This window comes from Gluconobacter sp. P5H9_a, from assembly GCF_018812085.1.
Classification (GTDB): Bacteria; Pseudomonadota; Alphaproteobacteria; order Acetobacterales; family Acetobacteraceae; genus Gluconobacter.
This window is the reverse complement of sequence record NZ_JACRVW010000014.1, coordinates 35,378-52,026: the sequence shown is the minus strand read 5'-3', so window position 1 is coordinate 52,026 and position 16,649 is coordinate 35,378. Positions and strand designations below refer to the sequence as shown.

Annotated in this window: 14 protein-coding genes and 1 tRNA gene; 8 read left to right on the top strand and 7 right to left on the bottom strand. The window is 58.6% G+C overall.

All coding sequences use genetic code 11. The annotated features are described in order from the left end of the window. Positions 1 to 49 precede the first annotated feature (49 nt). Entirely contained in the window at positions 50 to 1,015 is a 966-nt protein-coding gene (ftsY, locus tag KP708_RS12270; RefSeq protein WP_202207229.1) for a signal recognition particle-docking protein FtsY, read from the top strand. A 14-nt stretch (positions 1,016 to 1,029) separates the two neighbouring features. Here the strand turns inward: ftsY and KP708_RS12265 are convergent, their stop codons facing one another. The 7 genes from KP708_RS12265 to argC all read right to left on the bottom strand — a co-directional run bounded on the left by KP708_RS12265 (position 1,030) and on the right by argC (position 8,306). After that, the gene (locus KP708_RS12265) at positions 1,030 to 1,491 is read right to left on the bottom strand and encodes a hypothetical protein (RefSeq protein ID WP_215751016.1); all 462 of its coding nucleotides are present in this window, start codon (positions 1,489 to 1,491) and stop codon (positions 1,030 to 1,032) included. After that, positions 1,488 to 3,458, bottom strand: a complete 1,971-nt coding sequence (locus KP708_RS12260) for a protein kinase domain-containing protein (protein WP_215751015.1) — start codon at positions 3,456 to 3,458, stop codon at positions 1,488 to 1,490. Before KP708_RS12260 ends, KP708_RS12265 begins: the two co-directional genes overlap by 4 nt. A gap of 91 nt (positions 3,459 to 3,549) precedes the next feature. Next, complete coding sequence (locus KP708_RS12255; protein ID WP_215751014.1) at positions 3,550 to 4,839, bottom strand: adenylosuccinate synthase; 1,290 nt, start codon at positions 4,837 to 4,839, stop codon at positions 3,550 to 3,552. A gap of 53 nt (positions 4,840 to 4,892) precedes the next feature. Further along, a complete protein-coding gene (locus KP708_RS12250) occupies positions 4,893 to 6,032 on the bottom strand; it encodes an ATP phosphoribosyltransferase regulatory subunit (protein WP_099211890.1) in 1,140 nt (379 codons plus the stop codon). Continuing rightward, complete coding sequence (locus tag KP708_RS12245; RefSeq protein WP_215751013.1) at positions 6,029 to 7,186, bottom strand: phosphoserine transaminase; 1,158 nt, start codon at positions 7,184 to 7,186, stop codon at positions 6,029 to 6,031. Before KP708_RS12245 ends, KP708_RS12250 begins: the two co-directional genes overlap by 4 nt. 55 nt (positions 7,187 to 7,241) lie before the next feature. Then, positions 7,242 to 7,325, bottom strand: a tRNA-Leu gene (locus KP708_RS12240). A 75-nt stretch (positions 7,326 to 7,400) separates the two neighbouring features. Further along, entirely contained in the window at positions 7,401 to 8,306 is a 906-nt protein-coding gene (argC, locus tag KP708_RS12235) for an N-acetyl-gamma-glutamyl-phosphate reductase (RefSeq protein WP_215751012.1), read from the bottom strand. A gap of 187 nt (positions 8,307 to 8,493) precedes the next feature. On the opposite strand from argC, the gene mazG reads away from it, so the two are divergent. From mazG to KP708_RS12200, 7 genes are all read left to right on the top strand, one after another. Continuing rightward, a complete protein-coding gene (gene mazG / locus KP708_RS12230; protein WP_046900823.1) occupies positions 8,494 to 9,279 on the top strand; it encodes a nucleoside triphosphate pyrophosphohydrolase in 786 nt (261 codons plus the stop codon). 53 nt (positions 9,280 to 9,332) lie between these two features. Continuing rightward, a complete protein-coding gene (locus KP708_RS12225) occupies positions 9,333 to 10,121 on the top strand; it encodes an SDR family oxidoreductase (RefSeq protein WP_215751011.1) in 789 nt (262 codons plus the stop codon). Positions 10,122 to 10,219: 98 nt separating this feature from the next. Continuing rightward, positions 10,220 to 12,649, top strand: a complete 2,430-nt coding sequence (locus KP708_RS12220) for a membrane-bound PQQ-dependent dehydrogenase, glucose/quinate/shikimate family (RefSeq protein ID WP_215751010.1) — start codon at positions 10,220 to 10,222, stop codon at positions 12,647 to 12,649. A 48-nt stretch (positions 12,650 to 12,697) separates the two neighbouring features. After that, on the top strand, positions 12,698 to 13,159 hold the full coding sequence (locus KP708_RS12215; RefSeq protein ID WP_371822777.1) for an OsmC family protein: 462 nt from the start codon (positions 12,698 to 12,700) through the stop codon (positions 13,157 to 13,159). Positions 13,160 to 13,273: 114 nt separating this feature from the next. Continuing rightward, a complete protein-coding gene (gene queA / locus KP708_RS12210; RefSeq protein ID WP_215751009.1) occupies positions 13,274 to 14,317 on the top strand; it encodes a tRNA preQ1(34) S-adenosylmethionine ribosyltransferase-isomerase QueA in 1,044 nt (347 codons plus the stop codon). Continuing rightward, entirely contained in the window at positions 14,314 to 15,480 is a 1,167-nt protein-coding gene (tgt, locus tag KP708_RS12205; RefSeq protein WP_215751008.1) for a tRNA guanosine(34) transglycosylase Tgt, read from the top strand. The genes queA and tgt overlap by 4 nt, the downstream gene beginning before the upstream one ends. 68 nt (positions 15,481 to 15,548) lie before the next feature. Then, complete coding sequence (locus tag KP708_RS12200; RefSeq protein ID WP_215751007.1) at positions 15,549 to 16,607, top strand: purine nucleoside permease; 1,059 nt, start codon at positions 15,549 to 15,551, stop codon at positions 16,605 to 16,607. The last annotated feature ends 42 nt before the right edge of the window (positions 16,608 to 16,649 follow it).

Sequence of the window (16,649 nt, the reverse complement as noted above, 5' to 3'; positions counted from 1 at the left end):
TCGACGCTACAGACTTGACGTTAGGCCTGACCTGTCCGAACTCCCGTGCATGGCTGGATTTTTCTCACGACTCAAACAGGGTCTTTCACGCTCGAGCTCACGGCTCGGAGCTGTGTTCACGCATCGCAAGCTGGACGATGCTGCTCTCGAAGAACTCGAAGACGAACTGATCGCGGCAGACCTGGGTCCTGTCGTGGCAGAGCGCGTTATCGAGAGCTTTCGCAGCTCCCGCTTTGGCAAGGACGTCACCAGTGACGAAATCCGCGATGCCCTCGCCGAAGAAATTGCGCGGGTTCTGGAGCCGGTTGCGATCCCGTTTGAGCCTGATCCGAAGAAGAAGCCCCATGTCGTCCTCGTGGTCGGCGTCAACGGTGTTGGCAAAACCACGACCATCGGCAAAATGGCCCGCCATTACAGCGAGGAAGGCAAATCCGTCATGCTCGTGGCGGGAGATACCTTCCGTGCTGCGGCGGTCGAACAGCTTCAGGTGTGGGGGCAACGCTCAGATGTGCCCGTTATCGCGGGAAAACACGGAGCTGATGCTGCTGGCCTCGCCTATGACGGTATCAAACGCGCGACCGAAGAGGGCAAAGACCTCCTCTTCATCGATACCGCCGGCCGCCTGCATAATAAGGGCGCGCTCATGGAAGAGCTGGCCAAGATCATCCGCGTCATGCAGAAATTCGACCCAACCGCCCCGCATTCCGTATTGCTGGTGCTGGATGCAACGACCGGTCAGAACGCCATTGAGCAGGTACGGGTGTTCCGTGAGCTGGTGAACGTCACAGGCCTGATCGTGACCAAACTGGACGGTTCTGCCCGCGGTGGAATTGTGGTCGCACTTGCAGAACAGTTCAAACTGCCCGTGCACATGGTCGGTGTCGGCGAACAGGCCGAGGACCTGCGCCCGTTCTCAGCTCAGGATTATGCGCGCGGTCTTGTGGGTGGCGCTACGGGAGATCTTGCCTCCCGGCTTGTCGAGAGCCCCTCAGAAGAAGAAACTCCGGAAAATTGAAGAAACAGGCCTCTTCAGGCCTGCCTCTCACTGTCTGAAGTCAGCCATTCCTCTCGCAGGGCGTCGATCTTCTTTTCGATGCTCCTGCGCTCCCTGCGAACGTAATCCGCATACCAAAGCCTGGCACCAATGGCAGACGCTTCCGCGACAAGCCACGCCACACCAACGGCCATCCAGTCCATGACAAGAAGCATTGGCTGCATAATTTGCTGGGTACAGGCATCCCAATCCCCATGCGACAACCATGCTTCCCTCAGGGGATGAACCATGACAGCCCCCAAATAAAACAGAACGATCATGATCCGCTGCCGATCAGCATCCGGATCGATTAATCGAAGCACGATCAGAGGCAGCAGCAGGACACCACCCACAAGCAGACTGCCCGGCACATAGGCCAGAAGCAGGCCAAGGAGGAGGCCGTGCCACCATTTGAAACTGGCCTCTGGCACGCGCAAACGCCCTGACTGGCGCGTCATTCACAAAACTCCAGCCAGATGCTGGCCATGGCGACAGCAATCCCGATCAAGAGTGAAAAGAACTCTCCAGCATTACGGGCCTGTTTTTCATGGACAGCTTTGCGGGCGGGCTCCTCCTCGAGAATTTTCTCAAGATGGGCAATCTCTGCTTCAGCCTGTCGAGCCAGTTTGCGATCATGCTTCAAACCCGCAGGGTCCGTGACGTTATCAAGAAATTTCGTAAGATTTCCTGCTTCCGCCAGCTGAAATAACCGGGCACGACGCTTTATTCTGGTCGTTCTGCTCCGCCACTGCTTGAGCTCGATTTCAAGCAGCGAAAGCGCCCGCTTTGCCACAGCACTGAGGGGTGTCTTGTCGAAACGTCGCTGGGCCGCAGCCATCAACGTCAGATCTGAAAGCCAGGACGGAAGACCCGCTTTCTGGGACTGCGCAAGTGGGATGATCCCCTGGCGCGCGCAATGACTTTCCATAAAAGTCCGCATCTGATCGTCCAGAAAGCCTGAACGCCCCAGGTCGTCGGCAGAAAGCTCCTGTTCCGAAACGTGCCTATTCAGCCATTGCAACAGACCCGCTGACAACGAGATCCGTTCTTTCAAACAACGAGACGACAGGCAGGGCTGATAGACATTCACGTCGTAAGGCACACGACGGATCTGCTCCATCCCCTTTGCACCTGTTCGGCGGGAATCAGTCGCGAGATCATTGATCTGCTTTGCCTGCAATGCGGGCAGCGAAGGAACATCAAACACTTCCGGACTCGTCATCAGGAAGCCGGCTATCCCACGGATATTGCGTTGCTCTTCAGGCGGGAACCGTCTGGCTTCGGCACACGCCAACATATGAGGAATGGCGGATGGCCAGAACCAGTGGCCAGCCCAGAACATTGGAGCTGCAGGGTCCAGAATGGCAATAGCCCGCGTCACGACCATCGTCGTCGGGTCTACGGCTTTGTTTCCGCTGGATGGCAAAAACGCAATCCCAGCCTGTTCGATCAAGCTCGACATAACTGACAGTTCCAGTTCGCGGTGTAACCACTGACTGACGATCTTTCGTTGAAGCAGAGACAGGAATTCATTGGGGTATTTCCCGGCATACCATGCCAGTGCCCGTGGCGTTCTGACCTCCGCCCCCCCAATGACCAGAGGCGAGCGCGCGGGAATATCAGACCGGATCGAAAACAGCTTGCTCGGCGCAATGGTTATAAGGTCATTGGGAGAAGGTCGGTTCTCGGGCCTGTCAGACAGCATGGCCTCCAGAAGGGAGACCAGGCCCGCGGGAACGTTATGTCCCTGCATGTAGGCCTCGGCAGAGCCCACTTCAAAACGTCGCTGTAGAATTTCTTTATCTGACAGGTCCCTCAGGGGCAGTTCCCCGATGCAAAGGGAGAGAACCAGTACACCCAATGAGAAGATGTCGCAGGCAATCGTCCCTGCCCCACGGGCCGTTGGATGACAAACTGCCGAAGACAACGGTTCAAACAGGACAGGCTGCGCTTCTGCATTGCAGGCAACCCCAAGCGGGCCAACCACCACCTGATGAAGCCCCTGTCCAACAAACAGATTATCCGGACGAATTCCACGACAGGTCAGCCCCATAGATGAGAGCTTCTCAAGAGCATCGGCAATAGGGCGTATAACCCCATCAATGATCTGGCTTTCAGACCAGACGCCAAGATTGTCTTTCAAGGACGGTCCGGGAGGGTGCGGACATAGCACCCAAAGCGAACCTTCATGATATTCATGGGCATGCAGCCCAATGACACTCTCATGTCGGAAAAACATAAGATCAGAAAAATGGGGGGACGGCATGGACGGTGCCAGAGCCAGCCAGGTTGAACCTGTGGCCGTAACGTCCTGAGCCACCCAGGCAGGACAGCCGCTGAGATCAGGTTGTTTCTGGCGCGTGTTCACCAGATAACGGTCTGCGATCAGCAGTTCGGGGCTGTCAGCTCCCTGAGTGTAATCCATGTCCGTTCCATCAAATTCCTGTCTGACATTATGTGCCAAACAGGAATTGAGGCTTCGTTAACGGACCGGCTGATTCCCGTTCAGGAAAAACTCAGTCTTCGAACGGGTCACGCATCAGGATCGTGTCATCACGCTCCGGGCTGGTGGACAGCAGCGTAACCGGAGCTTCAATCAGCTCTTCAATGCGACGAACATACTTGATGGCCTGTGCCGGCAGCTCACCCCACGAACGGGCGCCCGCTGTGGTTTCCTGCCAGCCCGGCATCGTCTCATAAATCGGCTTTACGCGAGCCTGTGCACCCGGAGCGGATGGGAAGGTATCGATCTTCTTGCCGTCCAACTCATAGCCAACGCAGATCGAAATTTCTTCCAGACCGTCCAGCACGTCCAGCTTCGTCAGAGCAATACCCGTGACGCCACCAACGCGGGCTGCACGGCGCAGCATGACAGCATCGAACCAGCCACAACGACGCGGACGGCCAGTGACCGTACCGAACTCATGACCACGCTCACCGATCGTCCGGCCAACATCATCGAACAGTTCGCTCGGGAACGGACCTTCGCCGACGCGGGTTGTGTAGGCCTTGGCAATACCGAGCACGAAGCCGATGGAAGCCGGGCTGACACCACTGCCAGATGCAGCAACGGCAGCAACCGTGTTGGAGCTTGTCACGAACGGATAGGTGCCGTGATCGACGTCCAGCATGACCGCCTGCGCGCCTTCAAACAGGATACGACGGCCAGCACGGCGCGCTTCGTCCAGACGGTCCCAGACCGGGCATGCGAAAGACATCAGACGCGGTGTGAATTCCGTCAGGAAGTCCTTGAGTTCTTCCTTCGTGAAGGTCGCAGCACCCAGACCCGCCAGCAGCGTGTTGTGATGCAGAAGCACTTCGTCCAGCTTCCAGTCCAGCGTCTCGGGCTCGGCCAGATCACAGACGCGAATGGCGCGACGGGCAACCTTGTCTTCGTAAGCCGGGCCGATACCGCGGCCAGTCGTGCCGATCTTGCGATCCCCACGAGCAGCTTCACGCGCACGATCCAGCGCACCATGTACCGGCAGGATCAGCGGGGCATTCTCAGCAATCCAAAGCGTTTCCGGCGTGACCTTCAGGCCCTGCGCCGTCACGCGGTCAATCTCGGACATCAGCGCCTTCGGATCGATGACGACGCCATTGCCGATCACGCCAATCTGGCCACGCACGAGACCCGATGGCAGCAGCGACAGCTTGTAGACCTGATCGCCGACAACCAGCGTATGACCGGCGTTGTGACCACCCTGGAAACGGACAACGATATCAGCGCGGCTGGCAAGCCAGTCCACGATCTTGCCTTTACCCTCGTCCCCCCACTGGGTTCCGATCACGGTGACGTTGGACATGAGCTGGCTTCCTCGACTTGGTATGCAGAGCAGAAATTAGAAAAAACTGGGGGTCAGAGCGCGTGCGCTGCGCCATTCCGCCAGACATGGGTGCAACGCAGATGGCGCGCTTCGGCATCAGGCTCTGCATCTACTTCAAGTGCAGAAACCGTCGCAAAACCTTGAGCATGGAGGGCTGCCATGGCCTCATCCTCCAGCCGAACGGGCACATAGCACCGCGGACGGGACGGCGGCACAGGAGCCGCACGCAACAGCGCCTGCGGACGCAACGTCAAACCACAGGCTGGCTCCTGACCCGCAATATACCGTCCACCACGACCCAGCTCTTCACGCGAGGTGGTGGAAAAGACCGTGATGCATAGTCCGGTATGATACTGCCATCCCCGGAAATCCACGGGATCTACCGTCAAACGCAAGGACGGTGCGCGCTCGCGAATAGCGGCAACGGAGGCAACCAGACGCTCGAAATGCGGACGGACGGACGCCGGAAAATCAAGAGAAGCGAGCAGATCAAGCGCGCGACTGGCAGGACCTGCGGCCTGAAGCATGACCGCCAGAGTGTCCGCTATTGAGCCGCCAAGTTCAGCAACAGAGGCTGCATCCTTGCGGTTCAGCGCCTGAATCAGATCTTCCCGGTCCGCTTCAGGAATAGCAGTCTCGATCAGGCCCAGAGCCAGAGCTGGCATCGAGAGGTCGAAGGACACACCCTTGATGCCCAGTTCCTCAAGTGCTCTGGCGCCCAGCGCCACCACTTCAGCATCAGCCTGTGCAGAATCCGGGCCAATCAGTTCGATACCAGCCTGGGAAACCTGACGGTCAGCTTCACGTCCTGGCGTGCCGATGACGATACAGCTTCCGGAATAGGAGAGACGCAGCGGGCGCGGTGCATCCTGAAGGCGGACACTGGCGATACGGGCAATCTGCGTCGTCATGTCTGGCCGAAGAGCCATCATACGATGAGAGCTTGGGTCCATCAGACGGAACGTCTGAGTGGAGAGCGCACCGCCTGAACCGTTCAGAAGGGAGGTTTCAAACTCCAGCATAGGCGGACGTACACGCTCATAGCCATGCCGGGAAAAGGCTTCCATGACGCAGGCAATGCCTCGCGCCTCAGCTTCGGCTTCACCCGGCAGAAGGTCGGAGAAGCCAGACGGCAGAAGGGCAGCGCTCGGGGTCTCGGAATACAGGCTCATGCAGCAAACTCCTCGCGCGTGCACTCATACGCCCAGTCCAGCCACGGAAGGAGAGCCTGAATATCCGCTGCATCAACGGTGGCTCCTCCCCAGATCCGCAAACCAGCAGGGGCGTCTCGATAAGACGCGAGGTCATAGCCTGCACCTTCCTGTGCGACCAGCCCGGTCAGGTGCTTGACGGCCTTGGCCCGAGCTTCAGGCGACAGTGCCTCGAACCAGGGTGCTACGATTTTGAGGCAAATTGACGTGCAGGACCGCGTTGCAGGATCGGACGCAAGAAAGGACACCCAATCCGTCTTTTCCACCCATTCCGCTACGACGGCCAGACTGGCTTGCGAGCGCGCCTTGAGAGCAGGGAGACCACCCGCAGACTCTGCCCACCGCAAACCATCCAGCGCATCTTCGACGCACAGCATGGAGGGCGTGTTGATGGTATCCCCTTCGAACACAGCCTCCAGCAGACCTTTCTTTCCCGTCAGACGGAAAATTTTGGGCAGCGGACGTGGGGCAGCCTCTGTCAGACGAGCGGCAGCACGGGGGCTGATGGCCACCATGCCGTGAGCAGCTTCACCGCCGAGGGCCTTCTGCCAGGACCACGTGACAACATCCAGACGATCCCACGGAAGGTCCATGGCGAAAGCAGCGGATGTTGCATCACAGATGATCAAACCGTCATGCTCGACGGGAATAGCCTCTGCATTCGGAATGCGAACGCCTGACGTTGTACCGTTCCAGGTCAGGACGACATCGCGGGACCAGTCCACAGCCGCCAGATCCGGAAGCTCTCCATAAGGAGCGTCCAGCACGCGGAGATCTTCGATTTTCAGAACGTCCCGCAGATCCTGCGCCCATGTTCCGGAAAAACTTTCAAAAGACAGCACATCCATGCCGCGCTCACCGGCGATGGCCCAGAGAATCATCTCAACCGCACCGGTGTCCGAAGCCGGAACAACAGCCAGACGCCAGTCTGCGGGAATGCCTAGGATATTTTTTGAGCGGGTGATGACTTCCTTCAGGCGCGCACGGCCTTCAGGGGCACGATGTGACCGTCCCAGCAGGGCCTGATCCAGAGCCGAGAGGGACCAGCCAGGGCGTTTTGCGCACGGACCAGAGGAAAAGAACGGGCGGGAAGGTCTGACAGTCGGCTTGGACATGCTCGTTCCGGGCTAAACGGTCCTCGGGTGCAGCCAGACTGGTGCGCCCGGTTTGTGGTGCGAGAGGGGGGATTCGAACCCCCATGCCTTTCGGCGGTCGATTTTGAGCCGACTGCGTCTACCGTTCCGCCACTCTCGCGCGAACGGCCCAGACCCTAGTGCATTCCTGAGCAAAGGACCAGACCGTGAAAAAAAAATCCCAAACCGTGGAAAATCAGAGACCCAGCATCAAAAACAGATTCTGGATCGCAGCGCCAGAGGCTCCTTTGCCCAGATTGTCGAGACGCGCGGTCAGAACTACTTTTTCTCCCTGCGCATTGCCGTGCACACGGAGCTCCATGTTGTCCGTATTGGCCAGCGCATCTGCCAGGAGTTTGGGTTCAGACGGCAGAACCCGCACATGGTCACACCCGCGATAAGCTTTTTCAAGCGTTGCCTCCAGATCACGCGGCGTCGGATGGCCGGGCAGATCCGCAAGGTGAAGCGGGATGGACACAATCATGCCCTGCGGGAAGTGCCCGACGGACGGCACGAACACAGGCTGGCGCGTCAGGCCGGAATAGTGCTGGATTTCTGGAAGATGTTTGTGTTCCAGCGTCAGCCCGTAAAGAAAGAATGCCGGGCCGCCATCCCGTTCATGCGCCTTGATCGCGGAGCGCCCTGCCCCACTGTAACCCGAAACAGCATTGATGGAGATGGAGTGGTCTGCCGGGACAAGTCCAGCGCGAACCAGCGGCCGCAAAAGTGCAATTGCACCCGTCGGATAACAGCCAGGATTCGCAACATGGGTCGCACCACGGATCAGGGCGCCCTGATCTTCATCCAGTTCCGGCAGACCATAAACCCAGCCATCGGCAATCCGGTGTGCCGTACTGGCATCCAGAATACGGACGTTCAGACCCTCTGCCAGAGCAACAGTTTCACGCGCGGCGTCATCTGGCAGACAGAGAATGGCAATATCTGCCTGTGCCAGCAGGGCGCGCCGTGCCTCAGCGTCTTTGCGCAGAGCCGGATCAATCGATAGCAGTTCCAAGCCGTAATTTTCGGGCAGGGCCTCGATACGCTGGCGTATGCCCAGCCCCGTGGTTCCTGCTTCTCCGTCGATAAAGATCCTGGCCATGTATTTAAAATCCGGTCTGCAAAAAATGTCCGGCCTGTCCAAGCAGCCGGGCTGGCCTTCTTATCGCGTTACCCTTGGTGCTGTCATCCCGTGAGAGCGGTTCGTGCGCTCTGTGCTTTCTGTCTGTGCAACGAAAGAGTATGCTTTTGGGTCAGGCCAGACGCCAGATCATTACCCAGGAGCTGTTATGACCCAGACCCACCCCGTCCGTCAGATTGACCGCCTTCTGGACATCATGAAGCGCCTGCGCGACCCGCAGAGCGGTTGCCCGTGGGACGTGGCACAGACACCCGAAACCATTGCGCCCTTCGCTATAGAAGAAGCGTATGAGGTGATGGATGCCATCGCCCGGGATGACAGTGATTCCTTGCCGGATGAACTTGGGGATCTGCTGCTACAAGTCGTATTCCAAGCGCAAATGGCTGAAGAAAAGGGGCAATTTGACTTCGAAACCGTTGCTGGAAAGATCGCTGACAAGATGGTCCGCCGCCATCCCAACATCTTCAGCGATGTAGAACACGACGAAGACCTGTGGGAACGCACGAAAGAAACCGAGCGCCACGCCAAAGCAGAATATGGCGCACTCGCTGGTGTGGCCCAGCACCTGCCTGCCCTGGTCAGAGCCGCCAAGCTGTGCCGCCGTGCAGCTCGCGTCGGGTTCGACTGGGATGATGCGTCGGGCGTGTTGGAAAAGGTGCAGGAAGAAATCGGCGAACTTAAAGCCGAACTGGACGGAGACCGGGATCGGATCGAAGACGAACTCGGGGATGTCCTGTTCACTGTCGCCAGTCTGGCACGCAAGCTGGGCATTGACCCGGAAGCCGCATTGCGCCGCAGCAACCGGAAATTTACGCGCCGTTTCGAAGCCATGGAAGCCAGCCTGGCCTCTGAGGGTAAAACAATGGGCGAGCAAAATCTGGAAACGCTGGAAACGCTTTGGCAGACGGTCAAAAAACAGCCGGGGATGCGCTGATCGTTACCCGCTCATCTTCCTCAATTTTACCTCGCCCCTAAGGATACTTTGATATGGACCTCCAGATTTCAAGCCGCAAAGCTCTTGTTCTCGGCGCCTCTTCCGGCCTGGGCCGGGGCGTTGCGGAGGCACTGGCGGCAGAAGGGGTCCATATCGTTCTGGCTGCGCGCGCCAGTGACAGACTGACAGACGCGGCAACAGCCATTGCCAGTCAGCACGGCGTTCAGACTGTGGCGCTACCGGTTGATCTGTCGAACAGCGCCTCCGTTGAGGAATTCGTTCAGGCCATCCGCACGCAGCATCCGGATATTTCCATTCTTGTAAACAATACCGGCGGCCCCTCCCCGTCAGGTGTTGAAGGCATTTCCATAGACACATGGAAACAGCAGTTTGAGACCATGGTTCTGAGCCTGTTCAGAATTACGGATGCGGTACTGCCCGGTATGAAGGAGCGCCAGTGGGGGCGCATCCTTACCATCGCGTCGGCTGTTGTGGTTGAGCCGAATATCAGGCTCGGCGTCTCCGTCACATTACGCTCGGCACTTGCGGGCTGGTCCAAGACGCTTGCGACGGAAGTGGCCCCCTATGGCGTGACGGTCAACATGCTTCTGCCCGGCCATATCACAACAGATCGAACCCATTTCCTGGCAGAGGCCGAAGCCCGCAAGACGGGCAAAACACCGGAGGCCGTTCAGGCGGAAAAAGCCCGCAATATCCCCGCTGGACGTTACGGCACTGTCGAGGAGTTCGGCGCAACTGCGGCTTTTCTCTCCAGTACGGCTGCTGCCTATATAACCGGCAGCATGATCCGTATTGATGGCGGCGCACTGAAGTCGATCTGAAACAGTCGGGCGCAAAAGAACGTCCTATTTTCTTTTTTAGGAAACTGCGCTCCCCCGTGCGGGATTAATCCTTTCGGTTACCCCAAAGGAAAAATTCCATGCCGCCTACGTTGCGACGCAGTTCGTTCCTGCCCCTTGTGACGGGCATCTTGCTCGTTCTGCTCGGCCTAGGGTTGGCTTTACCCGGTCTGTGGTTAATTGGGCTGGGAGGCTCTTTCTACTACGCCATTGCAGGCGTTCTCATGGTGGCATCCGGCGTTCTGATGATCCGGCTGCACCCCGGCGCTTCCGCAGTTTATACAGGGCTCCTGCTTTATACGCTTGTCTGGGCACTTGGGCGCGTTGGCCTTGATGGCTGGCGCCTTCTCCCGCCTCTCGCCCTGCCCGCAGGAATGGGCCTGTGGGTGTTCAGCCCCTGGATTACAGGGCGACTACTCCAGGGCACGGAGCGTCGCTCCTTCGGCAAACCCGTTATTGCAGGCGGCATGGCATTCTGCGCGGCACTGTTTGTCTTCGTGTTTGCCTGCGGATGGCACATTACCGCATCACGCGACCAGCAGTTCAATCCGTTCCCCGGGGAGACCGGTGCGACCCTTCCGGGCGCAGACCAGCAGGCTGCCAATGACTGGCAGTTCTACGGTGGCACTCCGGCAGGAGACCGCTTTGCCATGCCAACCCAGATCAACGCTTCCAACGCACACGACCTGAAAGTGGCGTGGGTCTATCACAGCAAGGATCTGCCACGCGCTGGCGAGAACTCCCGCGGGCGGGAATTCAGCTTTGAAGCAACCCCAATCAAAATCGGCAACCGGCTGTTTTTCTGCACGCCGCACCGAGATGTCGTGGCGCTGGATGCAACATCGGGAAAGGAAATCTGGCGATATTCGCCGGGTGGGGAATTCGGCAAGAACATCTATCAGGCCTGCCGTGGCGTATCCTACGTCAATGCGCCCGGAACGGACTGTGCCCATCGCATCGTCTCAACAAATTCCAGCTCCCCTCCAACCTTGTTTGAAGTCGATGCAGACACGGGAAAACTCTGTGAAAGCTTTGGCAATCGTGGCGTTGTGGATCTCCGGGGTGGGATGGGTGCCATTCCGCCCGGCTTTCACTTCATCACATCCCCACCCATGGTGCTGCATAACCGCATCATGACAAGTGGCTGGGTCTATGATGATCAGACGGTTGGAGAGCCTTCCGGCGTTATTCGTGGCTTTGATGCTATTACGGGCCAACTGGCCTGGGCCTGGGACATGGGTCGCACACCAGCCAACAAACCTCTCGATCCCGGCGAAGTCTTTACCCGTGGCACTGCCAATGGCTGGGGCGTCTATACGGCCGATGCCGGGCTGAACATGGTTTACGTCCCGCTCGGGATTGCCACGCCTGACTATTTCGGTGGCAAGCGCCGGAACTTTGACGAGAAGTATGACAGCTCTCTCGTAGCGCTGGACATCACGACGGGCGAAGAGCGCTGGCATTTCCAGACCGTTCATCATGATCTGTGGGATTTTGACCTCCCGGTTGGCCCATCTCTGGTGGATCTGCCGGATGCCCATGGCACTCTTACCCCCGCACTGGTGCAAACAACCAAGCAGGGCGAACTCTTCGTGCTGGATCGTCGGACGGGCGCCCCATTCTACCGTGTTCAGGAAATACCAGTGCCTGCAGGAAATACCCCGGGCGAACATTATTCACCAACGCAGCCTCTCTCCTCAGAGCTGCCAAATCTGCGCCGACCTAATCTGACGGAAGACGATATGTGGGGCGCGACCCCATATGATCAGATGTTCTGCCGCATTGCCTTCCGCTCCATGCGATACAAGGGCCTCTTCACACCACCGAGCCAGCAGGGCACCGTAGGCTTTCCAGCATTTGATGGTGTGGCAGACTGGTATGGTGGCACCATCGATCCGACGCATGGTGTCATGTATATCAACACCACGTTCATTCCGTTCCTGATGACGCTGGTACCGCAGGAAAAAGCTCTAGCCAAAGGGCTCTATAAATCCTGGCATGACTGGGCACAGCCTTATCCAGAGCCTGTTTTCACAAACAACCCACAGCATGGCCTGCCCTTCGCGGCCATCGTAAAGCCATGGCTTGGTCCGTTTGGTGCCCCCTGCCTCGCACCGCCATGGGGCAAAATGCAGGCCATTGATCTTGTTCACCGTCGGGTCATCTGGGAGCGAGCTTTGGGCACAACGAAGAATGTTGGCCCGACGAACATGCTGCGGATGCCCGTTGGCCTCCCCACCAGTGTCTTTTCCATGGGCGGCAGCGTGACCACACCGAATGGTCTGGTGTTCATGGGCGCATTGGCGGATCAAAGCTTTCATGTTCTTGATGGGCATGACGGCCATACGCTTTTCAAGACAGAACTGGACGCCGGCGGCAATGCCACGCCGCTGACCTATATGGGCGAAGACGGCCGGCAATATGTCGTGCTGGCTGTAGGTGGCCATGGCGGGCTAAAAACGCGCAACAGCGATGAAGTCGTGGCCTTTGCATTACCCAAAGCCCCATGAACATACTGTCTTCCTGCCATCAGGGCAGGAAGACAGCACACTTATTCCGTGAAGGTTGTCTGGACCGGCAATACGGGAACCGGCACATCCTCTGCCCGCAGCTACACGCGCAATTACGATATTACCGCACCGGGCAAGCCCAGGATTGAAGGGTCATCCGACCCTTCTTTTCGCGGAGACCCTGCCCGATGGAATCCTGAAGATCTGCTTCTGGCATCCCTGTCAGCCTGTCACAAACTCTGGTTTCTGGGGCTCTGTGCGCAGGCAGGCATCGTCGTTACGGCATACGAAGACCATGCCACCGGCGAAATGGAAGAAGAACGCACCGGCGCCGGGCAGTTCACGTCCGTAACGCTTCATCCCCGCGTCACCCTGTCCGCCACGTCAGACGCCGAGAAAGCACTGGACTTGCATCATAAGGCGCACGACATGTGCTTTATCGCACGATCGGTCAATTTTCCGGTCATGAACGAGCCTGTTATCGTTCATGAGGGCGAACAGGACGTCTGAAACGCATCCTCCTCGACGGGTCGAAGCCAAAAAAATTGCCTTTTGACCGAAAAGATGCGCCGGGCTGGCTGGTCCGGCGTTTTCATGTTGGCTGAACCTGCTAGAGAGCATCCCATGACGGATGAACTCGCCACGTTCGATTTCGAACTGCCCCGCGACCATATTGCGACCGAACCCGCCAGACCGCGTGACAGCGCAAAGCTGCTGCATGTGCGTTCCGGTCATGCGCCTGATCTTCGGATCATACGCGATCTGCCCGGCCTGCTACGGGAAGGCGATCTGCTGATTGCCAACAATACAGCCGTGATCCGTGCCCAGCTTTCCGCCACGCGCGGTGAGGCGAAAATCGGCATCACGCTGGACCGGATTCTGGCGGACGGAAGCTGGCATGCGCTCGCCCGCAACTCCCGCAAGCTGAAGCCGAACGATACGCTGAACTTTGGCAATGATCCGGTCACGGCATCCGTCGTGGAAAATGAAGGCGATGGTGCCGTGAGCATCCGCTTTTCCGTCGAAGGGGATGCGTTCGATGCATTCCTTGAGCGCGTCGGAGCATTGGCCCTGCCGCCCTATATCGACCGTCCTTTCGGGCCGACCGTGCAGGATGACAGCGATTACCGGACGATCTTTTCCGAGCATCGCGGGGCTGTGGCGGCTCCCACTGCTGGTCTGCATTTCACGCCGGATTTGCTGGCCGCGCTCGACGCAAAAGGCATCCAGCGCCGGACGCTGACGCTGCATGTCGGTGCTGGCACGTTCCTGCCCGTCCGATCCTCCATCGCCGAGCATCGCATGCATGCGGAATGGGGCGAGATCGACGCGGAGACAGCGCAGGCCATCAATGAAACACGCGCCCGTGGTGGCCGCGTTATTGCTGTCGGAACCACGTCTCTCCGCCTGCTGGAAAGTGCGGCGCAGGAAGACGGTACGGTTCAGCCCTGGCGGGGCGAGACGTCCATTTTCATCAAGCCTGGTTATCGCTTCAAGGCGGTGGACCTGCTCATGACCAATTTCCATCTGCCGCGTTCGACGCTCTTCATGCTGGTCTGCGCGTTCAGCGGCACCGACACCATGCGTGAGGCCTATGCCTACGCCATCGCCAACGAACTGAGGTTCTATTCCTACGGCGATGCCTGCCTTCTGGAGCGAGCACCATGACCGAACAGGCCACAAAGATGACGTGGGTTCCGGAAGCAACCTGCGGACAGGCCCGTGCCGGCCATCTACACACCCGTCACGGCACCGTCCCGACCCCGACCTTCATGCCGGTTGGCACAGTTGGCACCGTGAAGGGCATGACCATGGATGCCGTTCGCTCCACGGGCGCAGGCATTGTTCTGGGCAACACCTACCATCTGATGCTGCGCCCCACGGCGGACCGCGTGCAAAAGCTGGGCGGTTTGCACAAAATGATGGACTGGTCCGGCCCGATCCTGACGGATTCCGGCGGGTTTCAGGTCATGTCTCTTGGTGCGCTCCGCAAGCTTGATCAGGACGGCGTGACGTTCCAGTCCCATATTGATGGCAGCAAGCATCGCCTGTCTCCTGAGATCTCAACTGAGATCCAGTACAAGCTGGACGCCACGATCAGCATGGCGTTCGATGAGTGCCCGGCCCTCCCCTCCACGCCGGAAGCGCTCCGCAAATCCATGGAACTCTCCATGCGCTGGGCAGCCCGCTCCCGTGAGGCGTTCGTGGCACGTGAGGGCTATGGCCAGTTCGGCATCGTACAAGGTGGCACCGAGCGAGGCCTGCGCGAATATTCCATCAAGGCGCTGACGGAGATCGGCTTCGAAGGCTATGCGATCGGCGGTCTGGCGGTGGGTGAAGGTCAGGAACTTATGTTCTCGACCCTCGATTTCACAACGCCAATGCTTCCGCAGGACAAGGCGCGCTACCTGATGGGCGTTGGTACGCCGGACGATCTGCTGGGGTCGGTCATGCGTGGTGTGGACATGTTCGACTGCGTGATGCCCTCGCGTGCTGGCCGTACGGCGCGAGCTTATACGGAGCGCGGCTACATCAACCTGCGCAACGCACGCTTTGCTGAAGACACGCGCCCGCTGACACCGCATGACGACAGCCCGATGGCCGGTCGTTACACCCGCGCTTATCTACATCACCTGTTCCGTGCTGGCGAGATGCTCGGCCCGATGCTGCTGACATGGCACAATCTGGCCTACTACCAGCGCCTGATGCGGCAGATCCGTGCCGCTATCGTGGACGGTACTTTGAACGAGCTGGCGATCAAACTACGCGAGGACTGGTCCAAGGGAGACTGGACCGAAGACGAATGGCCCATGCCCTCTCTCGCTTTGTAAGTTTTCATTCTGATCCTGTTCCAATAATGTGTTTCCCCAACGACCTTCGGCTTTTGGGGAATACGGATTTGAAACGCTTTAATGCAGGCCTGGCTTTTGCCGGGCTTCTCTGTGCGGGCAGCGCTCTGGCTGCGCCCCATAAGGAAGAAATCAAGGTTCTTGTTGTTGCCAACTGGGAAGTCGGCGCAGACAAGGGCGATGAGCCAGGCGAATATCAGGACTGGGTGGAGCGTCTCCATCTTGACGAAGAGCGCCCCATTCGTGGCGTACAGGAAAAGCTCCGCCGCAATGCGGATGGCGTTTATGGCATCGCCCTGAAAAGCGGCAGCATTGACCTGCACGCTCTTGCCCTCGATCCGCATTACGATCTGACGCACACCTACTGGATTTTCACCGGCATTTCTGGCGTGAACCCGAACGTCGCATCCGCGGGTAGTGTGGCCTGGGCACGCTGGGTTGTAGATGGAGACGCATTGCGGGAAATCGATGACCGCACCGTTCCAAAAGGCTGGCCGTATGGTCTGTACGCCATCGGGGCCGACAAGCCGGATACGCTGCCAGCCAACGCAAACCATTATGGCTCTGTCACGGATGTGGCGGAACTCAGCAAGGCGTATCCGCTCAATCAGGGTCTGGCGAACTGGGCCTTCAACCTGAGCAAGAACACTCCGATGGCAGACGATCCCGCCATTGCCGAGCGCCGGAAGGCCTGGAAAGGCTTCCCCAACGCCCAGAAGCCGCCGATGCTCATCATGGGTGAGACGCTTGGGGCGCTTCGTTACTGGCACGGCCCGTCCCGCAACGAGTGGGCGGAAAAATGGGTCAAGCTGTGGACGAAGGATCAGGGCCAGTTCGTCATGACCAATGAGGAAAGCCAGACGTATCAGCTCGATATGCGAACACTGGCTCGTCTGGGATATGTCGATCTGAACCGCGTCATGGTTCTGCGCTCAGGAAGCAATTTTGACATGCCGCCTCCGGGCGTACCGATTACCGAGAGCATCGGCGACGAAGCACCCGGCCAGAAACTCGCGTTCGACAACAACGAGCGTGCCGGTGAGCCAGTTGTCCATGAACTGATCGCACATTGGGCAACGTACCGGACGCATATTCCCGGCCAGAATTAATTCATCACATTGGTTTTTACGTCATGACCCTCGAACACTCGA

What these genes read in the sequence shown, in the direction of transcription:
- ftsY (WP_202207229.1), top strand. Translation starts at nt 50, where the DNA reads ATGGCTGGATTTTTCTCACGACTCAAACAGGGTCTTTCACGCTCGAGC.
- KP708_RS12265 (WP_215751016.1), bottom strand. Translation starts at nt 1,491, where the DNA reads ATGACGCGCCAGTCAGGGCGTTTGCGCGTGCCAGAGGCCAGTTTCAAA.
- KP708_RS12260 (WP_215751015.1), bottom strand. Translation starts at nt 3,458, where the DNA reads ATGGATTACACTCAGGGAGCTGACAGCCCCGAACTGCTGATCGCAGAC.
- KP708_RS12255 (WP_215751014.1), bottom strand. Translation starts at nt 4,839, where the DNA reads ATGTCCAACGTCACCGTGATCGGAACCCAGTGGGGGGACGAGGGTAAA.
- KP708_RS12250 (WP_099211890.1), bottom strand. Translation starts at nt 6,032, where the DNA reads ATGAGCCTGTATTCCGAGACCCCGAGCGCTGCCCTTCTGCCGTCTGGC.
- KP708_RS12245 (WP_215751013.1), bottom strand. Translation starts at nt 7,186, where the DNA reads ATGTCCAAGCCGACTGTCAGACCTTCCCGCCCGTTCTTTTCCTCTGGT.
- argC (WP_215751012.1), bottom strand. Translation starts at nt 8,306, where the DNA reads ATGGCCAGGATCTTTATCGACGGAGAAGCAGGAACCACGGGGCTGGGC.
- mazG (WP_046900823.1), top strand. Translation starts at nt 8,494, where the DNA reads ATGACCCAGACCCACCCCGTCCGTCAGATTGACCGCCTTCTGGACATC.
- KP708_RS12225 (WP_215751011.1), top strand. Translation starts at nt 9,333, where the DNA reads ATGGACCTCCAGATTTCAAGCCGCAAAGCTCTTGTTCTCGGCGCCTCT.
- KP708_RS12220 (WP_215751010.1), top strand. Translation starts at nt 10,220, where the DNA reads ATGCCGCCTACGTTGCGACGCAGTTCGTTCCTGCCCCTTGTGACGGGC.
- queA (WP_215751009.1), top strand. Translation starts at nt 13,274, where the DNA reads ATGACGGATGAACTCGCCACGTTCGATTTCGAACTGCCCCGCGACCAT.
- tgt (WP_215751008.1), top strand. Translation starts at nt 14,314, where the DNA reads ATGACCGAACAGGCCACAAAGATGACGTGGGTTCCGGAAGCAACCTGC.